Source organism: Pseudomonas sp. GD04058 (genome assembly GCF_029836855.1).
Classification (GTDB): Bacteria; Pseudomonadota; Gammaproteobacteria; order Pseudomonadales; family Pseudomonadaceae; genus Aquipseudomonas; species Aquipseudomonas bharatica.
The window spans coordinates 88,842-113,652 of record NZ_JAOECN010000010.1 but is presented as its reverse complement, the minus strand read 5'-3'; the positions used below and the strand labels follow the sequence as shown (position 1 = coordinate 113,652).

General features: G+C 65.1%; 18 protein-coding genes. 11 read left to right on the top strand and 7 right to left on the bottom strand.

The genetic code is table 11. The features are described from left to right. The first annotated feature begins 72 nt into the window (after positions 1 to 72). Complete coding sequence (locus N7650_RS11560) at positions 73 to 1,248, top strand: iron-containing alcohol dehydrogenase (RefSeq protein ID WP_279898274.1); 1,176 nt, start codon at positions 73 to 75, stop codon at positions 1,246 to 1,248. 156 nt (positions 1,249 to 1,404) lie between these two features. Here the strand turns inward: N7650_RS11560 and N7650_RS11555 are convergent, their stop codons facing one another. Continuing rightward, complete coding sequence (locus tag N7650_RS11555) at positions 1,405 to 2,331, bottom strand: LysR family transcriptional regulator (protein WP_279898272.1); 927 nt, start codon at positions 2,329 to 2,331, stop codon at positions 1,405 to 1,407. Positions 2,332 to 2,524: 193 nt separating this feature from the next. Here N7650_RS11555 and N7650_RS11550 point away from each other — a divergent pair, with 193 nt between their 5' ends. The 4 genes from N7650_RS11550 to N7650_RS11535 all read left to right on the top strand — a co-directional run bounded on the left by N7650_RS11550 (position 2,525) and on the right by N7650_RS11535 (position 8,362). Continuing rightward, entirely contained in the window at positions 2,525 to 4,123 is a 1,599-nt protein-coding gene (locus N7650_RS11550) for a histidine kinase famiy protein (protein ID WP_009395400.1), read from the top strand. A 129-nt stretch (positions 4,124 to 4,252) separates the two neighbouring features. Beyond that, positions 4,253 to 4,762, top strand: coding sequence for a sigma-70 family RNA polymerase sigma factor (locus tag N7650_RS11545; RefSeq protein WP_064304279.1), 510 nt, complete (start codon positions 4,253 to 4,255; stop codon positions 4,760 to 4,762). Then, a complete protein-coding gene (locus N7650_RS11540; protein WP_279898271.1) occupies positions 4,759 to 5,727 on the top strand; it encodes a DUF4880 domain-containing protein in 969 nt (322 codons plus the stop codon). Before N7650_RS11545 ends, N7650_RS11540 begins: the two co-directional genes overlap by 4 nt. 115 nt (positions 5,728 to 5,842) lie before the next feature. Next, complete coding sequence (locus N7650_RS11535; RefSeq protein WP_279898270.1) at positions 5,843 to 8,362, top strand: TonB-dependent siderophore receptor; 2,520 nt, start codon at positions 5,843 to 5,845, stop codon at positions 8,360 to 8,362. Between the two features lie 9 nt (positions 8,363 to 8,371). Here N7650_RS11535 and N7650_RS11530 read toward each other — a convergent pair whose 3' ends face one another. Beyond that, positions 8,372 to 8,911, bottom strand: coding sequence for a histidine phosphatase family protein (locus tag N7650_RS11530; protein WP_009395396.1), 540 nt, complete (start codon positions 8,909 to 8,911; stop codon positions 8,372 to 8,374). 125 nt (positions 8,912 to 9,036) lie between these two features. Here N7650_RS11530 and N7650_RS11525 point away from each other — a divergent pair, with 125 nt between their 5' ends. The 6 genes from N7650_RS11525 to N7650_RS11500 all read left to right on the top strand — a co-directional run bounded on the left by N7650_RS11525 (position 9,037) and on the right by N7650_RS11500 (position 17,377). Then, complete coding sequence (locus N7650_RS11525; RefSeq protein ID WP_279898268.1) at positions 9,037 to 10,608, top strand: hypothetical protein; 1,572 nt, start codon at positions 9,037 to 9,039, stop codon at positions 10,606 to 10,608. Then, on the top strand, positions 10,609 to 11,751 hold the full coding sequence (locus N7650_RS11520) for a hypothetical protein (RefSeq protein ID WP_279898267.1): 1,143 nt from the start codon (positions 10,609 to 10,611) through the stop codon (positions 11,749 to 11,751). It abuts the gene before it with no gap. A gap of 24 nt (positions 11,752 to 11,775) precedes the next feature. Further along, entirely contained in the window at positions 11,776 to 12,474 is a 699-nt protein-coding gene (locus N7650_RS11515; protein ID WP_279898266.1) for a phytanoyl-CoA dioxygenase family protein, read from the top strand. A 528-nt stretch (positions 12,475 to 13,002) separates the two neighbouring features. Then, positions 13,003 to 13,707: an MgtC/SapB family protein gene (locus N7650_RS11510; protein ID WP_279898265.1), complete on the top strand. Its 705-nt coding sequence runs from the start codon at positions 13,003 to 13,005 to the stop codon at positions 13,705 to 13,707. Between the two features lie 205 nt (positions 13,708 to 13,912). Beyond that, positions 13,913 to 16,630 (top strand): magnesium-translocating P-type ATPase, encoded by a 2,718-nt coding sequence (gene mgtA / locus N7650_RS11505; protein ID WP_279898263.1) that lies wholly within the window; start codon positions 13,913 to 13,915, stop codon positions 16,628 to 16,630. 117 nt (positions 16,631 to 16,747) lie between these two features. After that, positions 16,748 to 17,377 (top strand): LysE family transporter, encoded by a 630-nt coding sequence (locus N7650_RS11500; RefSeq protein WP_279898262.1) that lies wholly within the window; start codon positions 16,748 to 16,750, stop codon positions 17,375 to 17,377. On the opposite strand, the gene N7650_RS11495 is transcribed toward N7650_RS11500, so the two are convergent. From N7650_RS11495 to tssK, 5 genes are all read right to left on the bottom strand, one after another. Then, the gene (locus tag N7650_RS11495; RefSeq protein ID WP_009395389.1) at positions 17,367 to 17,570 is read right to left on the bottom strand and encodes a DUF1737 domain-containing protein; all 204 of its coding nucleotides are present in this window, start codon (positions 17,568 to 17,570) and stop codon (positions 17,367 to 17,369) included. The two genes, N7650_RS11500 and N7650_RS11495, sit on opposite strands and share 11 nt — an antisense overlap. Before the next feature lie 177 nt (positions 17,571 to 17,747). After that, positions 17,748 to 18,839 (bottom strand): type VI secretion system protein TssA, encoded by a 1,092-nt coding sequence (gene tssA / locus N7650_RS11490; RefSeq protein ID WP_064304267.1) that lies wholly within the window; start codon positions 18,837 to 18,839, stop codon positions 17,748 to 17,750. Next, entirely contained in the window at positions 18,836 to 22,645 is a 3,810-nt protein-coding gene (locus N7650_RS11485; protein WP_279898261.1) for a type VI secretion protein IcmF/TssM N-terminal domain-containing protein, read from the bottom strand. The genes tssA and N7650_RS11485 overlap by 4 nt, the downstream gene beginning before the upstream one ends. Then, a complete protein-coding gene (locus N7650_RS11480) occupies positions 22,642 to 23,412 on the bottom strand; it encodes a DotU/TssL family secretion system protein (RefSeq protein ID WP_279898260.1) in 771 nt (256 codons plus the stop codon). The genes N7650_RS11485 and N7650_RS11480 overlap by 4 nt, the downstream gene beginning before the upstream one ends. A gap of 16 nt (positions 23,413 to 23,428) precedes the next feature. Further along, a complete protein-coding gene (gene tssK, locus N7650_RS11475) occupies positions 23,429 to 24,763 on the bottom strand; it encodes a type VI secretion system baseplate subunit TssK (protein WP_009395385.1) in 1,335 nt (444 codons plus the stop codon). Positions 24,764 to 24,811: the final 48 nt, after the last annotated feature.

The window sequence follows — 24,811 nt, the reverse complement described above, 5'->3', positions numbered from 1 at the left end:
CTCCCCCGTCCTTGTCCCGTCACCGGCGTCCTGCCCGGCGGGACAAGGCATGCCTGAACACAGGAACCGACCATGATTCACTACTGGAACTACCCCACCGAAATCTTCTGCGGCGTCGATGCCCTCACGGTGCTCGGCGAACGGTGTGCCCTGGCTGGCATGCATCGCCCGTTGCTGGTCACCGATCCTGGCTTGCTGGAGTTGCCGCCATTGCGTGCCGTGCGTGAGCATCTAAAAGCGGCAGGCATCGATCACGGGCTGTTCCATGGCCTGTCGGGTAACCCGAGCCTGGAGCACGCTCGTGCCGGGGCAGCCGCGTTCGCCGAGGGCGGTCATGACTCGCTGATCGCCCTCGGCGGCGGCAGCGCCATCGACGCCGCCAAGGGCATCGCCCTGCTCAGTCGCGATCCGCAGGGCGCGGCACGGTTCGAATGGACGCAGATGCTTGAGCATTACCCGACCCTGGCTGATTACCCGCCCCTTAACCTGCCGCCACTGATCGTCATTCCTACCACCGCCGGTACCGGCTCGGAACTGGGACGCGAAGCGGTACTGACCGATACCGCCCAAGGCGTGAAGAAAGTCATTGGTCATCGCGAGATGCTGGCGCGCGGCGTGATTCTCGACCCTCGCCTGACCCTGGGCCTGCCGCCCGGCCTCACCGCAGCCACCGGCATGGACGCCCTGACCCACCATCTCGAAGCGCTGTTTTCGCCACTATGCCATCCGATGTCGGCGGGGATCGCGGTGGAAGGTGTACGTCTGGTCCGGCTGCATCTGGAAAACGCCGTGCGCGACGGCAACGACCTGCTGGCCCGGGAAGGCATGCTGATCGCCTCGGCCAGCGCCGCCGTGGCCTTCCAGAAGGGCCTGGGCGGCGTGCATGCCCTCGCCCACCCGCTAGGCGCGCGCTATCACCTGCATCATGGCCTGCTCAATGCGGTACTGCTGCCGTACGTGCTGGTGGCCAATCGCAGCGCGATAGAGGGCGATGCTGCACGGCTGGCACGCTATCTCGAGCTGGAAGATGGCAGCTTCGACGGCTTGTTGGCATGGGTACTGGAATTGCGGGCACGGGTGGGGATTCCGGCAACGTTGGCCGAGCTTGGGTTGAATGGCGACGATGCGGCTCTGGTGGGAGAACTGGCGCTGGCGGATATCTCGTCATCGCAGACCAATGCGCTGCCGCTGGGGGCCGGCGATTATGCGCGGATCTATCGGAATGCGGTGGGTGGCGTACTGGAATAGATGCGCGGTGCCGCTACTGGCCCCATCGTCGGCAACGCCGGCTCCCACAAGATTCCTGGTAGACCACGAAATCCAGGCCAGACGCTAAGCCTGTGGGAGCTGGCGTTGCCAGCGAGAGGCCCGTGAGACCCGCATCTCACCTTGGCATTGATGCCATCAGGAACACCTTGAGCCGGCGCCGGGTGCCACTAGTCCGTGCACCGCCAGCAGATCCTCGACAAATGCCAGCGCCGCCTCGCTCCTGGGCCGGCCGCTGTAGGTGATCATGCTGTGCACCACCTCGTACTTCAGGCGCTGCGGCTGCAACGCACGCATGCGCCCGCGCTCGATCCAGATCTGCGCATAGTGGGTCGGCAGATACCCAAGGTGCGTTCCCGCCAGCACCGCATGGGCCACGGCCTCCATATGGTAGGCGGTGGCCCGACTGCACAAGGGACGCAGCGGCAGGTCCTGGTTTTCCGGAAGGAAACCGTGACTGATCCAGTTGCATCCGGCAATCCGCTGCAAATCCGGGTCAGCCTCTTTGAACAGCGGATGCCGATCACCGCAAAACACGCCAATCTCCTCGTTATACAACGGCAGGTACTCCAGGCTCGGCCGCGAACGGCTGAAATAGGACACTGCCAAGTCGAGTTGCCCATCGATCACCGCCAGCTCCAGCTCGGTCGGCGAGTTGACGTAGAGATTCAGCTGCACATCCTGTTCGCGTTGGTGAAACCTTGCCAATGCCTCTCCGAAGCGCGCCTGGGGCAACGTGGCGACATTGTCCGCCATGCCCACATAAAGATCGCCCACCAGGTTGCCCGACAACCCCTGCGCCTCGTCACGGAACAGGCCTATGGCTTCGAACATTGCCTGCGACGCTTCGAGAATCCGCTTGCCCTTGGCCGTCAGGCGAAACCCGCCCTTGCCCCGCTCGCACAGGCGATAACCCAGGCGCTGCTCCAGGCTGCCGATCTGCATGCTGATATTCGACTGGCTCATGTTCAGCTCGGCCTGCGCAGCGGTGAACCCGCCGCAGCGCACCACGGTGGTGAAGATGCGCAGCAGGCGCAGGTCGAGGTCGGTGACGGTACGGAGCATGGTGACAAAGGTCCGGGCAAAGGACGTCCAGTGTACCTATGGCGACGTCCGCCGCCACCGCCCCGTGCCGTAATAGCCGGCTTGGTAAGCTGGAGATTCCAGGCGGTATCCTTTCCGGTCATCAGACCTGGGCAGGCAACGAAGCGGCAGTCGCGCTGTCTGTATAGGCAGCCCCGTCACAAAGGACTTCATCGTGCCCAACACCCCCACCCGCGTCGACGATGCTTCGACCGCTGACATCTCCGGCCACCCGAAGGACATCTTCTTCGCCGCGGTGGAAACCACGCGCATGCCGATGATCGTCACCAACCCCAACGCCGCGGACAATCCGATCATCTTCGCCAACCAGGCGTTCCTCGATATGACCGGCTATAGCCCGGAGGAGATCGTCGGACGCAATTGCCGCTTTCTCCAGGGGCCGGACACCGATCCGGAGGTGGTCGGGGCGATTCGCGGCGCGATCGAGGGGCGCTACGACTTTTCCACCGAGATCCTCAACTACCGCAAGGACGGCAGCAGCTTCTGGAATGCCCTGTTCATTTCGCCGATCTTCAATGAGAAAGGCGAGCTGGTCTATTTCTTCGCCTCGCAGCTGGACGTCAGTCGCCGCCGCGACGCCGAGGACGCCCTGCACCAGTCGCAGAAGATGGAAGCCCTGGGCCAGTTGACCGGTGGCATCGCCCATGATTTCAACAACCTGCTGCAGGTCATGGGCGGCTATATCGACCTGATCCGTACCGCGGCGGAGAAGCCGGCCCCGGACATGGAGCGCATCCGCCGCAGTACCTTCCACGCCCGCTCGGCGGTGGACAAGGCCAGTACCCTGACCAAGCAGCTGCTGGCCTTTTCCCGCAAGCAGAAGCTGCAGGGCCGGGTGCTCAACCTCAACCAGTTGGTGGACACCGTGCGCCCGCTGGTCAACCGCACCTTCGGCGACGGCGTGCAGGTGGAATATGACCTGGAGCAGACACTGAAGAACTGCCGCATCGACCCCACCCAGGCGGAAGTGGCCCTGCTGAACATCTTCATCAACTCGCGGGATGCGCTGATCGGTCGGCCCAGGCCGCAGATCTTCATCGAGACCCGCAACGTCACCGTGCGCGACCTCGCCACCACCTCCTACGACGGCCTGTTGCCTGGCCACTACGTCAGCCTGGCGATCACCGACAACGGCATCGGCATGCCAGCAAGCATCCGCGACCGGGTCATGGACCCCTTCTTCACCACCAAGGAAGAAGGCAAGGGCTCCGGGCTCGGGCTGTCCATGGTCTACGGCTTTGCCAAGCAGTCCGGCGGTACCGCGCGGATCTATACCGAAGAAGGCATCGGCACCACCCTGCGCCTGTATTTCCCGGTGGACGGCGGCCCGGTGCTGCCACTGGAGCGAAACAAGACGGCGGAGGCCAGGAACGGCCACGAAAGCGTGCTGATCGTCGAGGACCGCCCGGATGTGGCGGAGCTGGCGAAAATGGTTCTGGAGGACTACGGCTACCAGGCCGATCTGGTGCTCAACGCCCGCGAGGCACTGAAGCGCTTCGAGGCCGGCGAGCGCTACGACCTGCTGTTCACCGACCTGATCATGCCCGGCGGCATGAACGGCGTGATGCTGGCCCGGGAAGTGCGGCGCAATCACCCGTCGATCAAGGTGCTGCTGACCACCGGCTACGCGGAGAACTCCATCGAGCGCACGGATATCGGTGGTTCCGAATTCGAAGTGATTTCCAAGCCCTACCTGCCCCATGACCTGGCGCGCAAAGTCAGGCAGGTGCTGGACTCACCGGGCGGAGTCTGAAGACCGCAAGCGCGCCGCGGACCCACAGGGTTCTGCGGCGCGCTTGCGATAAAAGAATTAGTTGCAACAGAGTTAATGAGAAGTATTACCATGCGCACCATTCTGTAACCTTTTCATGGAAGCGCGCGCATGCCCTCCTTTGCGTCCCCGCATCACGCCATCGGCGAACTCTATGTGGCCCACCACGGTTGGATCGTCCAGTTGCTCCGGCGCAAGCTGGGCAACCATCAGCAGGCGCAGGACCTGGCGCAGGACACCTTCGTCCGCCTGATGCGCCAGGGCGCACTACCCGGCTTGCGCGAACCCCGCGCCTACCTGGCCACCGTGGCCAGCCGCCTGTGCGCCGAACTCTTCCGCCGGCGCGCACTGGAAAACGCCTACCTGGCGTCCCTGGCGGCCCTGGATCCACAGGAAATGCCCTCGGCAGAGACCCGCCTGCTGGTCCTCGAGGCGCTCGACGCGGTCGGTCGGGTGCTCGACGGGCTAGGCGCGCGAGTACGGGAAATCTTTCTGCTGTCGCAACTGGATGGCCTGACCTACCCGCAGATCGCCGAAGCGCTGGGGATCAGCGTCAATGTGGTGCAGAAGGCCATGCTCAAGGCCTATCGCACCTGCTACGCCGCGGTCTACGAGCTGTGAGGCCGTTCCAGCCATTGCAGCGCCAGAGCATCGACGAGCAGGTGCTGGACCAGGCACTGCACTGGATGGTACTGCTGCAATCCGGGGTCAGCAGCGCGGCCGATCAGCAGGCATGCGACGCCTGGCGGGCACAGAACGCAGACCATGAACTGGCCTGGCAGCGTCTGGCCAGCTTGAACCAGGACCTGCGTCAGACCACCCGCAACCTGCCGCCGGCCAAAGCCCGCAGCCTTCTGCAGGCGCGCAGCAGCAGCTCGCGACGTACGCTGCTCAAGGGCATTGCCGGCCTGGCGGTGCTCGGCGCCGCAGGCATCGGGGTGCGAGAAACCGGCCTGGTGCCGGAACTGTTCAGCGACTACCGCACCGGTACCGGCCAGCGCGAGCGCCTGCAACTGGCCGGCGGGGTCGAGTTGCAAATCGATACGCGCAGCGCAGTGGACTGGCACGCCACCGACCTGAACCTGGATCTCGGCCGCCTGCTGATCAATACCGGCTCCCAGCCCCAGTGGCGCGTTCGCACCCGGGATGGCTGGGTCACGCCCGGGGCGTCCAGCAAGCTGGTGATCGCCCTGGACCTGCCGCGAACGCCCGGCAGCCAGCTGCAGGTCTTCACTGGCAGTGCAGCGCTGGAACTTGCCCAGGGCGATCGACTGACACTTGGTGCCGGACAGCAGCTGAACTTCAAGGCCGGGCGCGCTTCTCCCCCGCGCTCCGTGCAAACTGCCGAACTGGCCTGGAGCGACGGATTGCTGGTCGCCGAGCGCATGCCCCTTGGCCTGCTCCTGGCCCACCTCGACCGCTACCGCCGAGGAGTACTGCGGTGTGCGCCGGAGATTGCCGAACTGCCAGTATCGGGCTCGTATTCGCTGGATAACCCGCAGGCCAGCCTCGAGCTGCTGGCGCGCATGCTGCCGATCAAGGTGGAGCGGGTACTGGGTATCTGGACCACGGTGTTGCCCGCCTGAATCTCGCTTACGAATAAAAATAATTCGCGATACCTGGCAGTTTTTTCCTGTTCGCGCATCAAGACAGGCAGAACGCTGAAAAACAGTGCCCCTGCCCACTCAACGGATCGTCTTCATGCTCTCACGCCCTACCCCACTGGCCTTCGCCCTGCGCCTGGCCCTGCTCGGCGCTACCCTGGGCGCCAGCCAGCCGTCATTCGCCGCCGAGGCCGCGACCCAGCAACAAAGCCGCAACTACCGGATTCCCGCGGGCAGCCTGGACAGCGTCCTCGGCGCCTTCGGCCAGCAGGCCGGGATAATGATCGGCGTGGATTCGGCGCTGACCGCCGGCCTGCACAGCGACGGCCTGAGCGGTGACTACAAGGTTGCCGACGGCCTGGCCCTGATTCTCCTCGCCAGCCCTCTGCAGGCCATTGCCGACGGCCCCGGCTATCGCCTGGTCAAGCGCCCCGAAAGCGACGCCCTGCAACTGGCCGCGACTACCATCAGCGGCCAGGGCATGGGCGAAATGACGGAAAACTCCGGGTCCTATACCACCGGCCTGGTCAGCATCGGCTCCAAGACCCCGGTCAGTCTCAAGGACACCCCGCAAAGCGTCTCGGTCATTACCAGCAAGCTCATCGAGGACCAGCGCATGACCACCCTGCCCGAGGCCATGAAGCTGGCGCCGGGCATCACCACCCGCAGCGCCACCTATCACTCGAAACAGTTCTACTCGCGCGGGTTCGGCATCGATAACCTGCAGATCGACGGCGCCGCACCGATGGATATCGGCAATGGCGTCGGTACCTTCTACAGCGACCGCCTCTACGACCTGGCCGCCTATGACCATGTCGAGGTCTTGCGTGGCGCCAGCGGCCTGCTTGGCGGCACCGGCGACCCGGGTGGCATCGTCAACCTGGTGCGCAAGCGCCCGCTGGATCACTACCAGCTCAAGCTCGATACCTCCGCCGGCTCCTGGGACAACTACCGCAGCGAGGTCGACCTGACCGGCCCCCTGGCGTTCGACGGCGCGCTGCGCGGGCGCCTGGTGGCCGCCTGGACCGACCGCCAGTACTTCATGGACAACCGCAGTACCGAGAAGCCTTTGCTGTACGGCGTCCTCGAAGCGGATCTTGGCGCGGACACGTTGCTGACCGTCGGCGGCAGTTACGACAAGGTCAAGGAAAACGGCACCGGTGACGGCCTGCCCCGCTACAGCACCGGCGGCGACGTACACCTGCCGCGGCACAGTTGGTACACCACTCGCCAGGCCTGGAGCGACAGTTCGACCAAGGAGTGGTTCGCCAAGGTCGATCACTACCTGAGCGAGGACTGGAAGCTCAATAGCTCATACACCTGGAACTACAACAGCTCCACTACCGAAGGCGTGATTCCGTATGGCTCGGTGGACGAAACCAGCAACACCGGCCCGTACTGGTGGGGCAGCTACGTGTCGAGCTGGAGTGAGCAGTCGGTGTTCGATATCAACCTGTCCGGCGGCTTCGATGCCTTCGGCCGCCGCCACGAGGTGCTGCTCGGTGCCGACTACCAGAAGGTCACCAGTCGTTGGCGCGCCGCCGGCGGGATGGTCGGCAAGGGCGGCCTGATCGACCTGTGGGACCCGTCAGCCACGCCGCTACCCAGTGACGACTCCAGCCATGCCTTCTGGCGTGATTACTCACCGAACACCCGTGAGCAATACGGCGTCTACTCGACCCTGCGCCTGCAATTGAGCGACCCGCTCAAGCTGGTGGCAGGCGCCCGTGCCCAGCGCTACAAGTTCGAGCAGGCCTACAGCAAGCGCAACAGCGACGGCAGCGGACCCTGGGCGTTGCAGGACCGCGTGTTCGATCGCGAGCCGACTACCCTGGTGCCCTTCGGCGGCCTGATCTACGCCCTGGACGATCAGTGGTCGGCCTACATCAGCTACAGCGAGGTATTCAAACCCCAGGCACAAAAACTGATGGGGCCGGAAGACGCCGCGACGTCCATCGAGCCGATGACCGGCAAGACCTACGAAACCGGGATCAAGGGCGAGCTGCTCGGCGGCGCCCTGAACGTCAGCGCGGCGCTGTTCCGTACCACCCGCGAGCATCAGGCCGCGATCGACCCGGCCTACCCCGACCCAGCCTTCAGCTACAGCGGCGCCTGCTGCTACCTGGCCCAGGACAGGATCGTCAGCAAGGGCCTCGACCTGGAGGCCAGCGGCGAAATCACGCCGGGCTGGGAGGTGCTTGCCGGCTACACCTACAACCGCGTGCAGAACGATACCGAGGAAACCCTCTACAGCACCATCACGCCCAGGCACCTGTTCAAGCTCTGGAGCATCCATACCCTGCCCGGCGCGCTATCGGCAGTACGTGTCGGCGGCGGTATCACTGCCCAGAGCCCGACCTACGTGACCGGCCAGGCCTATCGCCTCGATGCGGCAGGCAATGCCATCGACAGCCGCGCCTACGACTTCAGCCAAGCGGGCTATGCGGTATATGACGCGCTGGTGGAGTACAAGGTGGACCAGAACTGGACCGTCGCGCTCAAGGGCAACAACCTGTTCGACCGTCGCTATTACGAAAGCGTCGGGACATCCGAGTACGGCAACTACTACGGGGAGCCACGCAACTTCACCCTGACGCTGCGTGGCGTGTTCGACTGATCCGCCGCGTCACTCGATGCGCAGGCGCCAGCGGTCGTAGCGGCTGAGGCTGAGCCGCGACAGCGCAAGCACGTCGATGTGCTGGAACGCCGTCGGCGGGCATTGCAACACATGCATCAATGCCGCGCGAATCACCATCGGGTGGGTAATGGCCTGCCAATGCCCGGTGGCCGTCCAGCCCTCCAGCCAGTCCGCCACCCGCTGGCACAGCCGCGCCACGGACTCCCCGCCATGGGGTGCGGCCTGGGGATCATGCAACCATTGCTGCAGAGCATCGGGCTCGTCTTGGGCCAGGCGCTTGAGCGACAGGCCCTGCCAGCGCCCAAGATCGCAGTCGCGCAGCGCTGGCTCGGGCTGCGCGGCGAGCCCCAGCAGCTCGGCAGTCTGTCGCGTACGCCACTCCGGCGCGACCAACGTGCGCGCCTGACCGTCGAGCGCGACGGGTGAGGCGAGCGGTACCAGCACCCCCTCCTCCTCCAGGTGGAAGCGGCCGACGCGCTGGGCATCGCTGCGGGCGTGACAGATAAGGGTCAACTGGCTGTTGTTCATGGACGGGCCTGGACGAGGACGGGGCGGCTGCGCGCATTGTGTCACAGCTGAAGTGGAGCGCCGTTCAAGCTTCTCGCCCAAGCGCCGATAACCCTTGGACAACTATGGACATCACGGGCCCACTCATGAACCCGATCAGCGCAGGATTGCGAATCTCGCCTGTTTACACCGCGCCGCAGCGCGCAGCCGACTCCAGCATCGGCGTACAAGCGCCCGCCGCTACCACCAGCGGCAATGTCACTCTGGGCCAGACACGCAACGATAACGATGGCTACACCTACCCATCACGCAGTACTGCCACGACCGCGAGCTATGCCCTGGAGCAGGACGCCGTCGACAAGCTCAGCCTCAGCCTGCTGACCGGGGTACAAGGGGCATCACTGGGCGAACGCGTGCGTGGTGTGGGGGCGGCCTTGGTCGAGCAACTGGTCCTCAAGGGTGGAACGTCCGTTTCGCAATCGGCGTTGCGCTACGCTGCCGGCGCCGAACCCGGCGCCGAAGCCGTGAAGCTGCGCGGCGACAGCTTGCGCCATGCGCCAGACAATGCAATCAGCCTGAGCCTGACCACCGCTTCAGGCGCCACCATTACCCTGTCCCTGGCCAGCGACGACAACGGCCTCGCAGTCAGCGCCGAGGTCCAGGGCGGTGAACTCAATGCCTACGAACTCAAGGGCCTGGCAACGCTGGCGGAGGGTTTCCAGGCCGCCATCGACGGCCTGGCCCAGGAACCGCCAAGCCTCAAGCTGGACGGCTTGGTCAGCTTCGACGCGAACCTGTTCAAGTCCTTGCAGATGAATGCCAGCCTGCGAACCGCCAGCGGCGAGCCGCAGGTGTTCGACCTGAGTCTCGATGACAAGGCACGCAACCTGAGCCTGCAAGGGCCGTCGGGGAACATCAGGCTCGATCTGGATACCCGCGACAGCAGCCTGCTGGGCAACGCCGGGCAGCGCCAGGCCGCGATCGACAACTACCTGCAGCAGTTCGACGCAGCGCAAAAGCGCGGCAACGGCGACAAGGACCTGATGAACCTGTTCAAGGACGCTTTCGTCCAGCTCAACCGCGTGGACGATGGCAGGCTTGCCAAAGAGGCCGGTTCGACCCAGGGACGAAACGATCGGCTGCTGCTCAGCGGCCTTGCCGACTTCAGTGCCTCGATCGGCCAGCCGGCGAAGTCGGTCAACCCGCTGCTGCCCGGGGAAACCGACCGTTTCGACTATCGGGTTTCGCAAAGCACCACGGCCCAGGGCAAGGCCCTGTCCAGCCGCTCGATCCAGCAGGACCAGCAGTCGCGCCTCGACGCCGCCTGGCATGTCGGGGCCAACCCGCAAGTGCCGCTGGCCCTGAGCAAGGACTACAAGTCGCAGAACTACAGCTATCACGAGATCACCGACGAAGCGAAAAGCAGCACGCGCCTGGGCTTCAACAAGGACAACCGGCTGGTGGAGGCCAGCGCGACCCAGCAGGCCAGCCAGAACGAGCGGGTGCGCAGCTATGTCGATGGCGTGCTGAGCAGCGAAACCAACACGCCCAAATCGGTCTCGCAGACGCGCAACCTGCTCGGCTTGCTGGATGACGTACTGCAGCGCGAGCGGATCTCGCTCCGGGAAATGGGCGTCTCGGTGCTGGAGTCGCTCCTGGCGGGCAAGCGCGATGAATGGTGGTTGCAAGGTGATCCCGCGAAAGTCGCAAGCCGCTAAATGGCGACCATGCCAGGAGGAACCACGCGGTATCCAATCCTGCTTTCCAGTTATGACCTAGAGAACAACGCCGTGAGTTTTTTTTGCAAAGACCTTTCCCTGGGCGAAATCACGGCGCTGTCCGCCACAGGCACTTTGTGTCTGATTTTCTGGATCGCCATGCTCAGGGAAATCCACCCGCCCGGCGCAAAAGCCAGAGCAAAACGCCCCCTGTTTTTCAGAAACAAGGTCTACCGTCAGCTGTTCCGTCTTCACCGTTACACCTTGGTAAAAGGGATCTCCATCGCATTGATGTTGTTCTCACTGGCCGAAGCGCTCGTGCTGGGCTTTGATCTTGTCTTTGGAACCAGCCCATCATGGAGCTACGCGAGCGTGCTGGCTCTCTTCGGCCTTGCTTACCTGTTGGGCTCACTAGCAGGATCGCAAGGCTTGACCGTCGGCCTGGACAAAAGGCTCGGATTGAGCTGGGACAGAGATGACCGCCTGGCCATCCATATCACCCAAAGGACAATCCCCGCTCTGAACGTCCGGTTCATCCGCTCACTGAGCAACGCGGTGATCCGGCATCGCCATGCGTTGCTGGCACAGGCCATCAACCAGCGGCTGGTATTGGAAACCTGGCTGCTTGCGCCTTTGCCTTATCGAAACACGCCAGAAGTGAAGCAACTGCAGTTCTGGACCAGTTGGAAACTCCTCGAGTTCTTCGAACCTTCGTTTAAAGGTGGGGCGATCGGAATGAGGAGATGGGCGAAGAAGCGGTACAAAAAAAGGGCCGTCGAGCGCAAGAACGGCCAACCCCTGAAGGCATTCGGGACACTCCGGGCAATGGCCGCGACGCAAAAATTCATACTTACGATTGTGTCCATGCTATGGCTGACAGTGCTTAGCCCGGTCATTGGCTACCGACTATGGACTTTGCCGAAACCTGCGTTCAGCAGCCAGTTTCCAATGGCCAACGGAACACCGGCTACCCGAATGCTCAACTTCATGGAAAGAACCCTGCGCGGACAGGCACCTCATTGGCAATTGAAGCTTCTGCCCTTGAGAAGGATGAGCCTGTTCAGCGTGATCGCCTTGATCGCCAGCTATCCGAGCGCAGGCCAACAGGTAAGCGGCTGGGTCACCGGACTGGAAATCAGCTAACGAGAACAAGGACCACTGATCACCATGACACCCCGTGAGCAACTGCGCCGAGATGGCTATCTGCTGCTGCGCCAGGCGATCCCCGAGGCCTGGCTGGATGACCTGCGCGCTGCCTTCGACGCCGGTGCCCGCGCCTCGCATGAATGGCCGATACCCCGTGGCCGCGACTGGCGCCACTCGCTGCTCGACAGCCATCCGCGGATCCAGGACCTGTGCCGCCTGCCCTTACTGTTGGCGGCCACGGGAACGATCATCGACGAACCCTTCTTCCTCTCCCATGTCGAGGGGCGCGAACCCCTCGCCGGCGGTGGCCATCAGCGCCTGCACCGGGATATGTGGGGACACCGGCCAGGGGACACGGTAACGGCCATGGCCTACTTCGACCACTTCGGCCCGGACAACGGCGCGACCCGCCTGGTCCCCGGCACCCATCGCTTCGAGCCGGGGGAAACGCCGTTCGACTTCGACGATGAAACCGGCGTGGTGCAGGTATCCGGAAGGGCCGGCGATATCCTGGTGTTCGATGTCGACCTGGTCCATGGCGCCAGCCTCAACACGTCGGGCGCACGGCGCCGCTCGGTCCTCATCAACTATTGCGCCGAACCGCTCTACGCCACCCACCTGCAGACCGCACCGATGCGCAATGTGAGCATGGATAGCAGCGAGCGCTTCGAGCCCATGGACTACGCGTTCGAGCAGCACATGCCGGGCAGCAAGGACTGAGTTGTCAGTACCGGCCTCATCGCTGGCAAGCCAGCTCCCACAGGTTCGGCGGCGCACGCAATACCTGTGGGAGCTGGCTTGCCAGCGATGAGGCCGGTACTGAAAAGAAAGATGTCGAATCTTTCATCCAGCCCGCAGCCCACGGCGATCCTGGCGCTCCTGCACTGACCTTGTAGAAACCCCAAGCGAAGCGCTTGACCCGCCTCTCCTGCGCGAGTAAGGTGCGCCGCAATTTCAACCCCCATAGGAGTCCTGCCTTGGACAGTTGTCCCAGTCGATTGCGACAGGTCTGAACAGCGAGCACGTCCGGCAGCACTTTCCCTGCCACTGTCTCGCTGATCACAGCGGACAGTGGCGATCCGCATCCCGTCCGGGATGACGCATCCTCATTCTCCCTTCCGACATTGCCCGGCAGCGTTCGCGCGGCTCGGTGACGCCACGACCTTTCGCCATCCATAACGCGCATTCGCGCCGGCTTGCAGCCGGCGTCAACACCGGACTCTATCCGTAGAGAAACGGAGGTGAATCATGGATTGGAAAATCTTTCTGCTGCGCGCCGCCGCAGCGCTCGTCCTCGGTGCCCTGATCGGCGCCGAACGGCAACTGCGCCAGCGCCTCACCGGCCTGCGCACCAACGCCCTGGTCAGCACCGGCGCCTGCCTGTTCGTGCTGATGACCCAGAGCGTCCCGGGCCTGGCCAGCGACGCCTCGCGCATCGCCGCCTACGTGGTCTCCGGCATCGGCTTCCTTGGCGGTGGCGTGATCATGCGCAACGGCCTCAACGTCCGCGGCCTGAACACCGCCGCCACCCTCTGGTGCACCGCCGCCATCGGCGTGCTGTGCAGCATGGGCCTGCTGCTGGAAGCCGCACTGGGCGCCATGGTGGTGCTCTGCGCCAATATCCTGCTGCGCGATATCGCCCAGCGCCTGAACCATCAGGACGTGGTGCCGCCCACCGAATCGGCCCAGCACTATGTCGTGGAAATCGTCTGCCGCGCCGAGGATGAAATCCAGGTGCGCAGCCTGATGCTGCACAGCTTCGACGGAGCCAGCCTGCGCCTGCAATCGCTGCACAGCGAGGACCAGGCCAACCCGGCAAAACTGGAGGTGCGCGCCGAACTGCTCGGCAATCACGACGCTACCAGCCAGCTGGAGCGCCTGGTCAGCCGTATCAGCCTGGAAAAAGGCGTCAGCTCGGTCCGCTGGCAAGTCTTCGAACTGGCGGCCGATTGAAGCCGCTGAACATCAACCCGACAGGAGCATCCGGAGCCCGGCCATGAATCCCGACCCCAGTCCCGTGACACCCAGAACCGGGCTGGGCGGCAGCTAGCGATCGCCTTTCGCGCTGCCGTCCGGCCTGACCCGACGACAGCGCACTCCCTGCGCTGCGCAAGCCCTATTGGTGGCGGCCCGCGCGGCAACCACCCGGGAGTAGATCATGCTGTTCAAACGCTTCGGCCAGCGCCTGCTGGCCTTCTTCGACCACGGCCTGAGCCGGCACCTGCGCCGCCAGGCGATCCTTGAATCACTGCGTGGCGGCAGCGCCCGCAGTCACCTGCCTGCAGACTTCGTGCGCCAGCTCACCCTGGTCGCCAAACTGGATAACGACGCCCTCTTCCAGCGCTTCGGCAGCCGTGCCGAAGGGCTCGACGAGGCTCGCGTCGAAGCCATTCGCGCGCGGGCCGGGGCCAACATGGTGGGCCAGGAAAAACCGGTCTCGCCCCTGCGCCACCTGTGGTGGTGCTACCGCAACCCGTTCAACCTGCTGCTGACCCTGCTGGCCTTGGTTTCCTGGCTGACCGAGGACCTCAAGGCCGCTACCGTAATCGGCAGTATGGTGCTGATCTCCACCCTGCTGCGCTTCGTCCAGGAGTCGCGCTCGAACCACGCCGCCGAGCGTCTGAAAAGCCTGGTGGCGAATACCGCCAGCGTGTTGCGGCCCGGGGTGCCCGGGGCCGACCGGCGCGGAGCGGTGGAAATTGCCTTCCGCGACCTGGTGCCCGGTGACCTGGTGCTGCTCAGCGCCGGCGACATGATCCCCGCCGACCTGCGGGTGCTGGAAGCCAAGGACCTGTTCGTCAGCCAGGCGGCGCTCACTGGCGAGTCCCTGCCGGTGGAGAAATTCGCCCTGCCCCGTCATGGCGCCGCCGGCAGCCCGCTGGAGCTCGACAACCTGTGCTTCATGGGCACCAACGTGGTCAGCGGCAGCGCCCGCGCGCTGGTGGTCGGCACCGGCGAGCACACCTGGTTCGGCAACCTCGCCGAACGGGTCCTGGCCAGCGACCGCGAGCCCACCGCCTTCCAGCAAGGGGTGAACAAGGTCAGCTGGCTGCTGATCCGCTTCATGCTGGTGATGGCGCCGCTGGTACTGCTGATCAACGGCTTCACCAAGGGTGACTGGCTGGAAGCTTCGCTGTTCGCTCTGTCCATCGCCGTCGGCCTGACCCCGGAAATGCTGCCGATGATCGTTACCTCGACCCTGGCCAAGGGCGCGGTGGTGCTGTCGCGCAAGAAAGTCATCGTCAAGCGCCTGGACGCCATCCAGAACTTCGGCGCCATGGATGTACTGTGCACCGACAAGACCGGCACCCTGACCCAGGACCGCATCGTCCTCGAACGCCATACCGATGTGTTCGGCACCCCCTGTGACGCGGTGCTCGACGATGCCTGGCTCAACAGCCACTACCAGACCGGCCTGAAGAACCTGCTGGATGTCGCCGTGCTGGAACACGCCGATGCCGGACGCATGGCGCGCCTCGGTGAGCGTTTCGCCAAGGTCGACGAAATCCCTTTCGACTTCCAGCGCCGGCGCATGTCGGTGGTGGTCGGCGAGCAGGACAACGGCCACCGCCTGGTGTGCAAGGGTGCGCTGGAAGAAGTGCTCGAGGTGTGCACCAGGGTGCGCATCGGCAGCGACGAGGTGCCCCTGGACGAGGCCCTGCTGGCGCGCATCCGCCAGCACACCGCCAGCCTCAACGACGATGGCCTGCGAGTGGTCGCGGTAGCGGTACGGCAGTTGCAGGGCGCTCGCGAGCAGTATCGGGTGGCCGATGAAAGCGACCTGCTGCTGACCGGCTACATTGCCTTCCTCGACCCGCCACGGGACAGCACGGCGGCGGCGCTGAAGGTGCTGGCCGAACAGGGGGTCGAGGTCAAGGTGCTGACCGGCGACAACGAGCGCGTCACTCGCCGGGTCTGCCATGACTTGGGGCTGCCGCTGAAGGGCCTGCTGCTGGGTGGCGAGATCGATGCCCTGAGCGATCGGCAACTGGGCGAGCGCGCCGCCGCGTGCAACCTGTTCGCCCGCCTCACCCCGGCGCACAAGGAGCGCATCGTGCGCCTGCTGCGCCAGCGCGGGCATGTGGTCGGTTTCATGGGCGACGGCATCAACGACGCCCCGGCCCTGCGTGCGGCGGATGTAGGCATCTCGGTGGACTCGGCGGTGGATATCGCCAAGGAAGCGGCGGACATCATCCTTCTGGAAAAGAGCCTGATGGTGCTCGAAGAAGGCGTGGTCGAAGGGCGCAAGACCTTTGCCAACATGCTCAAGTACATCAAGATGACCGCCAGTTCCAACTTCGGCAACGTCTTCAGCGTACTGGTGGCCAGTGCCTTCCTGCCCTTCCTGCCGATGCTGCCGCTGCACCTGCTGGTGCAGAACCTGCTGTACGACGTGTCGCAGACCGCGATCCCGTTCGACCATGTCGATGCCGAGCAACTGCGTAGCCCGCAGCGCTGGCAGGCCGAGGACATCGGGCGCTTCATGCTGTTCTTCGGCCCGCTGAGCTCGATCTTCGACATCCTCACCTATGCGCTGATGTGGTTCGTCTTCGCCGCCGACACGCCGGATCACCAGACCCTGTTCCAGTCCGGCTGGTTCGTCGAAGGGCTACTGTCGCAGACCCTGGTGGTGCACCTGATCCGCACCCGCCAGCTGCCCTTCGTGCAGAGCCGGGCGGCCTGGCCGCTGCTGGCGATGACCGTGGCGATCGTCGCCATCGGCCTGTTGCTGCCGATGTCGCCACTGGCCGGGTACTTCAAGTTGCAGGCGCTGCCGTGGACCTACTTCCCGTTCCTGCTGGCCATCCTGGTGGGCTATGTGGGCGTGGTGCAGGCGATGAAGGGATGGTTTGCGCGGCGGTATGGATGGAATTGATACAAGCCTCATGAGCAGCGCATGACACTGTGGGAGCTTGCCAGCGATAGGCCGGAACTGACAAAGCAAGGGGAGTTGGTGCACCATCGAGGTCACTCCCCTTGCCCGGCCGCGACCATGACCTACCTCTATTCCCTGCTGCTGATCACCGGCATCTACCTGGCCGTCCTGGCCAGCCCCGGACCGAATTTCTTCATCCTCAGCCAGATGGCCCTGAACCAGCGCCATCGCGACGCCCGCTATGTGGCCTTCGGCATCGGCACCGGCTCGGTGTTCTGGGTCATCCTCTCGATCGCCGGGCTGGCGACCCTCCTGTCGCAACATCCCTGGCTGTCATCGGCGGTACGCCTGCTCGGCGCGACCTACCTGGTCTGGTATGGCGGCCGCCTGCTCTGGTCGGCCTTGCACCCGGTGCCACGCAGCACCGTCATCGACCAGTTGCAACTGGACGGTTCGCGCCTGGCGGCCTTTCGCACCGGCCTGCTGACCTGCGTGACCAACCCCAAGGGCGCAGCGTTCTGGACCAGTGCCTTCGCCGCGATCTTCCCGGCCCATCCGCCGCTGTGGTTCTACGTGGTTACCGTGGTGCTGATCGGCGTGCTGTCGTTCGCCTGGCATGTGGGGCTGGGCATGGTGTTCGGCACCTCCCGGCTGCGCGGGCTGTACCTGCGGGTCGAGCGCTGGATCAACGGGTTCGCGGGCGCAGCGCTGATCACGCTGGGGGTGCAGCGGATCTTCAGTCGCTGAGCTTGCGACCGGCCCAGATCACCGCCTGGCCGGCGATCACGCTTTGCTGCTGCGGGTCGTAGGTCAGGGTTGGCGAACCATGCAGTTGGTAGCCTTGGGCGAGCAGTTCGGAAATGCGTTTGCAGAAGGCGGAATCGTCCTTGCCGGTGACAAGGCGGTAGACCGGCAGGCCGTCGGGGGTGGTGGCGCTCATGAGAGGTCCTTGCTGGAAAAAGGGCACAGCATATCAGCCCTCACGCGGCCCCTGTGGGAGCTGGCTTGCCAGCGATGAGGCCAGACCTGACAACATCTTGGTCAATGCCGGCCAAATCGCTGGCAAGCCAGCTCCCACAGGGGCCACATTGCAACCAGGGACCGCGTCGTCGCTGTGTTAAAGAACCCCCAGCAAGGTCCACAACCGCCGCGCTTCGGCATCCGAATTGATCAGTTCGCCCAGCAGTTCGCGCAGCGGCTTGTTGCCCCATTCCACGCCGCGACGGATCAGGTACGGCACCGGGCTGTGCGGCTCGGTACGGGCCAGGTAGTCGGCGATCACCAGCAGTTGCCGGTAGGCTTCCTCACGGGTGCGCGGCTCGGCGAACGGCGCGCGGGGTTCGATTGCGGCAGACAGGTCCATCGCGCGGGGTTTCTCCGGTTCGGGTTGCGTGGCTTCGGGCTCGGGCGGCAGCAATTGCGGCGGGTGCAGCGCGAGGAATTCACGCAGCAGGTTTTCCAGGTTGTCCAGTTGCTTGCGCAACCGCACGAACGAAGGCCCCTCGCCGCCCAGGTTGCGATCGCACCAGCCATCGAGCAGCAACAGTTGCGCCTTGGTGGTTTCCACCGCCTTGACCCCTTCGAGCCACCAGGCGACCGGCGTTCGCCGGACCTCGTCGTTGACCTTGTTCTGCAATGCCTGGGCCGCTTCGGCAGCGACCTTGGCCGGCTTGCTGTCGTTGATCTGCACCTGGCGTTGCTTCATCTGCTGCCAGCTGTACAGGTTGAAGACGCCGATCTCAGCGGATACCTGGGGAAACAATGGCATCCGGGTATGGATCACCTCGTCATAGCGCCGCGCCATCCAGAGCAGCGGCGCGGCGCGACGACCGGGGTCATCGTCGTCCAGTTGCGGATGCAGATCGCCAGGGTAGCGCTCGCACAGGCCACCGATCAGCGCCAGGGCATCGACCATACCCTTGAGCCCCTCACGGTGCAGCCAGGCCTCGCCGAGCCAGGCGGCGATCATCAGGTCCTTGCTGCGCGTCTTCATGACATCGCTGGCGATCACTTCGACCTTTTCCCAGTCGGCACGCTTGACCTCGGTGGTCGACCACACGCCCGTGGGCAGGCTGGTGTCATCTTCGCGGCGTAGTTCCTTGATGCGGTCGAACACCGCCTCGTAGTGCAGGTCGGTACCACAGGGCAGGTTCGCGGAAACGGGCTCGAGCAGCTGGCTGACCCGCGCGGAGAAGCCGGGGGTAGTCATGGTAGGTCTCCTGAATCGACCACGGCACGCGAGGCGTAGCCGAGGGGGGATGACGGCGCCTGGACCGGCAGCGGATGAATGGACAGGGGCGCCTTGCCCCCCTGGCTCATCAGCGACAGGCGCAGGAACATCCGCGTCTGGTTGTCTTCCTCGGGCTGGGCGTGCACCGGCACTTCCAGGCTCAGGGGGAATTCGGTGTAGTCGACATTCGGCTGGCGCAACGTGGAACCGTGGGCCGCCATCATGCGCAGCAGCGCCCAAGGCCCCTGGTACTGCCATTCGGCTTCCAGGCCGTTGACGTGGAGTTGCTGCTGCACCGGGTCGTTGACCGGCCGCTGGGTGCCGTCGCGGGCCCAGCGCAAGCGCAGATCGAGGGTCTGGCCAAGGCTCCAGTGCAACACCTGCTCATCTCCCGGCCAGACGATTTCACGATTGCCGGCAGCCAGGGTCCAGGCGATGACCTGGTCGGCGCCGCGTTCGCTGTCGCGGTCGGTACGCCAGGTCACTTCCATGTCGATCCCGGACAGACCGGCCTTGTCGCGCATGAGGATCGCCCCGAGCCAGGGGCGGGCCAGTGCGATCCGGTCGAGGAATTCGCCGGCCGCCGCGCGATCGCGAACCGTCAGCAGGCCGAGACCGTCCCGCGCCTGTGGCAGGCGGTTGTCGATCAGGGTGAGGAAATACTGCACCCGTGCAGGGTCCGCGTCTGGCGCATGGCGGTCGCTGGCAAAGGGGAAGCGCCCGGCCAGGTATTGATTGAAATAGCCGGCCAGTTCGTTCCAGGCGCCGGCCACGCTCTGCCGCTGGAGGTACTGGCAACGCTGCAGGGCGGTACGCTGCAGGGCATTCCAGTGCTGGGTGAGTTGCCCGGAAGCATGGGGCGCGAGGGCCGAGCCGAGGATCTTGGCGCAACTGCCCTGGTCCATGTCGTTGAAGTCGCGCACGATCAGTTGGGTGATCAGGGCTGGCGAGCTGGACGGGTTCTGGGCCTTGTACTTGACCATCTCCTCGCTAAGGGAATTGAAGTGGTTGACCAGCTCCGCCTCGCCGAGGTTGAGGCTCGGCAACTGGGTCATCAGCCAGTCCTTGGCCGGCGCCGCCTGTTCGGTGATCGCGGTGATCACGGCGAACTGTTGCTCTAGGCTTCCCTTCAGGTCCTGGGAATCCACTGCACGGAACAGGCGCAGGCCAAGGTCCTTGGTGCCGTCCCACTGGTTGATGGCGCTGTAGTCGCGGAACAGCGGCTGCCGGTACACCTCCTCGATGGCCAGGGACACATCGGCCAGGGCACTGCGGTTCAAGGCGCTTTGCAGGCCGCTGGCCAGGTCCGGACGCTGCAACTGGATAAACGCACCGTGCACGGCCAGGGCCTGGTCGGTGCGCACCTGGAAGGTCGCGGCGCCGGGCAGCTCGCTGTCCACGGTCTGTCGGCCGAGGCTGGCCCACATGGCGTCGCCCGCCACCGTTTCGGCCGTCTTGAGCAGGGCATTGCGGTACACCGGGGGAATGCCCGCCAGCGACTCGTGGGCATACTGCCGGTAGCTGTCGGCATAGCTCTGCGCCAGGCGCAGGCCCTCGCCATCCACATGGCTCAGCGGCGTCGCCTCGCCCAGCGCATCCTCGCGCAGGGCCCGGGCGACGAAGTCACGCTTGAGCAAGAGGTTGATCGCGCTTTGCAGATGGACGATGCGGTCCTGCAAGGCCAGTTGCCCGGCAGCGTTCTGCACCAGCAGGTTGCGGCTCGACGAGCCCTGGGCGATCCACTGTTCCTTGAAGGCGTATTGCATCTGCTCGGCCTGGCGCTCGGTCTCGTCGGCGATGGCCGGGCCCAGCAGCTTGCTTTGGCGGATCTTTTCCAGCAGTTCCCCGTAGCCTGCCACCAGGTCCTGGCCCTTGCCGCGGCTCCAGGTGGAGTTGGTCAGGTCGATGGCCGACTGCAGGTCTTCGATCAGCGCATCCACATGTTCCAGCTCGCGCAGGGTCTGCCCGGCGCCGTTTTCCAGGCGGTCAAGGTAGAGCTTGAGGTAGCCGGCGGAAACGACATAGCCATCGGTGCGGAAATAGTGCCCCAGCCAGTTGCCCATCAACTGGTTGAAGTTGCCCTGGATGGTGCTGCGGTACAGCGACAGGTCCAACGGCTTGAGCGGGCTGATGCCCTGGTTGACCAGCAGGCGGTTGTAGTAGCGCTCGCTGGGCAGGGTCCCGGCGTTCAGGTTCATGTCCAGGACCTGGTTGCTCAGCGGGATCAACTGGTCGAGCGGGGTCTTCTGGTTGGCCTGGGCCTGGACATAGAGACCGGCCGCCTGCTCCAGGCGCAGCACCTTGTGCACCAGTTCGCGCGCCTTGAGGTAGCTCGGCCATTGCGCCGGGTCACCGCCCTGGGGCGCAGCCGTACGCCGGGTGGCCTCGGCGATAGCCAGTACATCGCGCAACTCGGCCTGCAGCAGGTCGTGGATCGGCTGCTGCATATGGGTCATGGCGGTGCGTTGCAGCACCCGGTCCATGTCGTCGTCCAGCGACGAGAACCAGGAGGTCGGATAGGCCAGCGAGGTGAAGTGCCAGCGTGGCGCGCGCTCCAGCACGTTCCAGAAACTCTGCACGTTGTGCCGGGTCAGTTCCTGGCGATGACTGTCGTCAGGGACCGCGACGTAGTCGTTCTGTGCGTTCTGCAACAGCCGCGACAATTCGCCGGCATCGCGCAGCGAATCGCGCCACACCCAGATCATGCCGATGGCCCAGAGCACACCGACCACCGCCGCGCTCACCGCGACGATCCGCTGCCAGCGCTGGCGCAGTTGCAACAGCCGCGGAATCGGCCGGGCCAGGCCGCGCTCGGCGTTGATGCGCTGCTGCCAAAGGCCGTGAGCGAAGACGTTCTGCACCCGCGGCTGGTCCAGCGCAGTCAATGGCCCGGCCTCGCCCGGCATCGCCTGGGTGCCGGTGAAGTACAGGCCGCGCAGCGCCGGCGCCTCGCCGTGGGTGTTGCCCTGGAACACCGGCCACAGGAGCATCTGCAGGTTGCGTCGCATGCCCTCGAAACGCTGCGGCAGGGTGTCCAGTTCGTTGCTCAGTTGCCCGGACAGGGTCCCCATCTGCACGATCGCCTCGGACAGCGCATGGCTGATGCCATCCACCGCGTCGTCGGTCCACTGCGATTGCCAGGCCGCCTCCGCCGGATAGGGCGACGACCAGCCGAGCGCCTGCTTGCGTGCCTGCTCCGGCAAGGCCCGGGCCAGTTCCTGGAAGCCCGGCACCTCGTCCATCCCGGTGACCAGCACATAGACCGGCAGGCTGGTACCAAGGCGCTGCAGCAGGTCGATGAAGCGCCGGCGTGCGTCCAGGCCCAGGGTCGCGGCACGGTCGGCGTCGAGCAGGTCGGCGGCGGCGATGGTCCAGATCACGCCGTCCAGCGGTCGGCGCGTGCGCAGGCGCAATAGCAGGCCGATCAGGTTCCACCAGCCGCTGGCCTGCTTCATGCCTTCGCCGGGCATGAACAGCGCCTGCGGCACCACCAGTACAGCGCCGCTGGGATCCGCCCACCAGCGACCGAACCAGGCCGGTTTGTCCACCGGGTTGAGGTTCCAGTCGGCGCACAGACGCTTGCCTTCGACCTCGTCACCGAGCATCAGCAGCCAGGGTGCCTGGTAGCGGTCGCTGACCCCCTGTTCGTGTTCCATCTGACGCACGGCCAGGTAAAAGCTGCGCACCGTCGCGCCATTGCGGCTGCGTAGCCATAGCACCAGCAGCACCACCAGCAGCAGGACGACCAGGATGCCGATCACCCAGGCCACGACGGACAGGCTCATGAAATCGGCTCCTGGACTTGGTGGGGCACGGCCAGGTGCAGCACCGGCGACAGCTCCTGGCCGATATCGCGCCAGAACAGGTGGCCGACTGCGACCAGCAGCAAGGTCACGCCAAGGATCAGCAGGCCCAGGCGCACCCCGTCGCCCATGGTTTCACGCGGCGCAAGCTGCTGTGGGCGGACACTGGCCGGCTCTGCCAGCAAAGCACTGACGTTGGTGTAGTCCGGATCACGCTGGCGGGTGAAGTTGTACAGCGCATGCCGCCATTTGGCGTGCAGCGCTTCGCCGCCCGGTCCGCGCAGGCGGCCATGGAAACCGAGGATCAGGCACAACAGGTACACATTGCCCAGGTCCTGGCTGGTCGGTGCCTGCTCATCGAGCAGGCGCTTGATCTCCACCGGCAGGCGATCGCCGGCCTGGCGGCTGCTGTACAGGCGCAACTCCAGGGGGCGCTCCTGCCACACCGGCTGGCCGGGCCAGTCGGCGAACAGCAGGGTCTCGTCGACCAGGGCGACGAAGGCGTAGACCATCGACTTGACCTGCAAGGGCGCCGAATCGCCGACGCTGGCAAAGGCCGTACGCCAGAGGCGGCGGGTGGCGCCGGTGGAGAGCTCGACCACCTGGTCGACGAGCTTGTCGAGGTCCTGGCCGCGCTTGTCCAGTTCGTCCCAGGCTTGCGCCCAGTCCTGCCAGGCCTGGTGAAAGGCACTGGTCAGGGGCGCATCCTGCACGCCGCGATAACGCGAAACGGCAATCCCTTCTGGCATAGGCTTCCCTACCGTGTCAGGCGTCTTGTTCTTCGTGGTCGTCGTCGATCAGCAGTACGATCTGCCAAGGCCGGAAGGCTTCACCCGAGCCGGTGGACACGATCTGCAACGGCTGGTGCGGGTCGAAACCCGGGCCACCGGCCTCGATCACGAACAGGCGGGTATCGTCGCCGACCCCGTAGGCCACCTGATCCTTGCGGCTCATCGGGTTGTGCGCCAGGCCCGGGCGGCGCTGGCGCGCCAGTTCGGGCACCTGTGCGGCAGAGGCGATGATGGTCCGCCCCAGCCACAGGCGGGCACCCTCCTCGGGCGTTCCGGCCGGCATGCGCAGGCCGATGACCAGGGTCTGGCTGGCCGCCGACGATGGCAGGCTGATCTCGTAGACATTGCCCATCTGTTTAAACAGATGGCTGCGATAGCCCAGGCGCAGCTTGCCCAGTACCTGCTCCATCCAGCGCAGCACCTCGTCGTAGCCGCGGTACAGGTCAAGAAAATCCAGCGGCGCAAAGGCCGGAACGCCCCTGGCCGGATCGAGCACCGACCAACTGCCGGCCATGCCCAGCAACAGCCCGTGCAGGCCCTGGGGCGTGGCGATGCGGCTGTTGAGCAGGCCTTCGACTTCCGGCAGGCGCGCCCACAGGGCTGCCGATTGCCGGCGCAGTTCCTCGGCACTAGCGGCATCCCCTTGCAGCGCCTGCAGGCGCTTGCCGAGGAAGACGCATTTCTCGCGGATCATCGCGCAGAGCTGGAAGACCCGCTGGCCCAGGGGCGATTCGGGCAGGATGCGCGGCGTCGGTGCAATGAAATCATCCATTACCTTGTAGCCGCCATCGGCCTTGCTGATCCGCAGCAACGGCAGGCACACGGTGTCGGCCTTGCTGGCATCGGTCACCAGGCGCGGGTGCGGTATCCAGACCTGGACGGGCTCGTCATCGAGGTTGTTGTCGAGGTTGGGTACCGGCTCGCTGAGCGCCGACCGCCAGCGACCGTCCAGCGGACGCAGGCGCTGGCCCTGCCAGATCGGGCTGACGGCGAGGTAAAGGGTGACACTGGCATCGGGCGCGGCGGCGATCACCTCGACCAGGTCGAACTCGGGCAGGCCGCCCTCCCCCGGTTCGATACTGATCGGCATGCCGTCGGGCAACGTAGCCTCCAGGCCAAGGATGCGCAGCTTGCCGGCGACCAGCGCCGGCTGCTCCCAGGACAGTTGGGTCACGCCCCAGTACCAGGGGTTGGCGGCCCTGGCCAGGTGCGCGGCGATGGCCTCGGCCCGCAGTCCTTGCAACTGAAAATGCTGGGGCAGCAGTTGCATGCCTTCGTACCAGCAGACCACATCAGGTCGCACGCTCATAGGTTCCCTTGACATCCTGTATTTGGCATCTGTGCAAACGCGCCCGCG

Bases quoted from the DNA above. Each gene is read 5' to 3' on its own strand.
- N7650_RS11560 (WP_279898274.1), top strand. From the start codon at position 73: ATGATTCACTACTGGAACTACCCCACCGAAATCTTCTGCGGCGTCGAT.
- N7650_RS11555 (WP_279898272.1), bottom strand. From the start codon at position 2,331: ATGCTCCGTACCGTCACCGACCTCGACCTGCGCCTGCTGCGCATCTTC.
- N7650_RS11545 (WP_064304279.1), top strand. From the start codon at position 4,253: ATGCCCTCCTTTGCGTCCCCGCATCACGCCATCGGCGAACTCTATGTG.
- N7650_RS11535 (WP_279898270.1), top strand. From the start codon at position 5,843: ATGCTCTCACGCCCTACCCCACTGGCCTTCGCCCTGCGCCTGGCCCTG.
- N7650_RS11530 (WP_009395396.1), bottom strand. From the start codon at position 8,911: ATGAACAACAGCCAGTTGACCCTTATCTGTCACGCCCGCAGCGATGCC.
- N7650_RS11525 (WP_279898268.1), top strand. From the start codon at position 9,037: ATGAACCCGATCAGCGCAGGATTGCGAATCTCGCCTGTTTACACCGCG.
- N7650_RS11520 (WP_279898267.1), top strand. From the start codon at position 10,609: ATGGCGACCATGCCAGGAGGAACCACGCGGTATCCAATCCTGCTTTCC.
- N7650_RS11515 (WP_279898266.1), top strand. From the start codon at position 11,776: ATGACACCCCGTGAGCAACTGCGCCGAGATGGCTATCTGCTGCTGCGC.
- N7650_RS11510 (WP_279898265.1), top strand. From the start codon at position 13,003: ATGGATTGGAAAATCTTTCTGCTGCGCGCCGCCGCAGCGCTCGTCCTC.
- mgtA (WP_279898263.1), top strand. From the start codon at position 13,913: ATGCTGTTCAAACGCTTCGGCCAGCGCCTGCTGGCCTTCTTCGACCAC.
- N7650_RS11500 (WP_279898262.1), top strand. From the start codon at position 16,748: ATGACCTACCTCTATTCCCTGCTGCTGATCACCGGCATCTACCTGGCC.
- N7650_RS11495 (WP_009395389.1), bottom strand. From the start codon at position 17,570: ATGAGCGCCACCACCCCCGACGGCCTGCCGGTCTACCGCCTTGTCACC.
- tssA (WP_064304267.1), bottom strand. From the start codon at position 18,839: ATGACTACCCCCGGCTTCTCCGCGCGGGTCAGCCAGCTGCTCGAGCCC.
- N7650_RS11485 (WP_279898261.1), bottom strand. From the start codon at position 22,645: ATGAGCCTGTCCGTCGTGGCCTGGGTGATCGGCATCCTGGTCGTCCTG.
- N7650_RS11480 (WP_279898260.1), bottom strand. From the start codon at position 23,412: ATGCCAGAAGGGATTGCCGTTTCGCGTTATCGCGGCGTGCAGGATGCG.
- tssK (WP_009395385.1), bottom strand. From the start codon at position 24,763: ATGAGCGTGCGACCTGATGTGGTCTGCTGGTACGAAGGCATGCAACTG.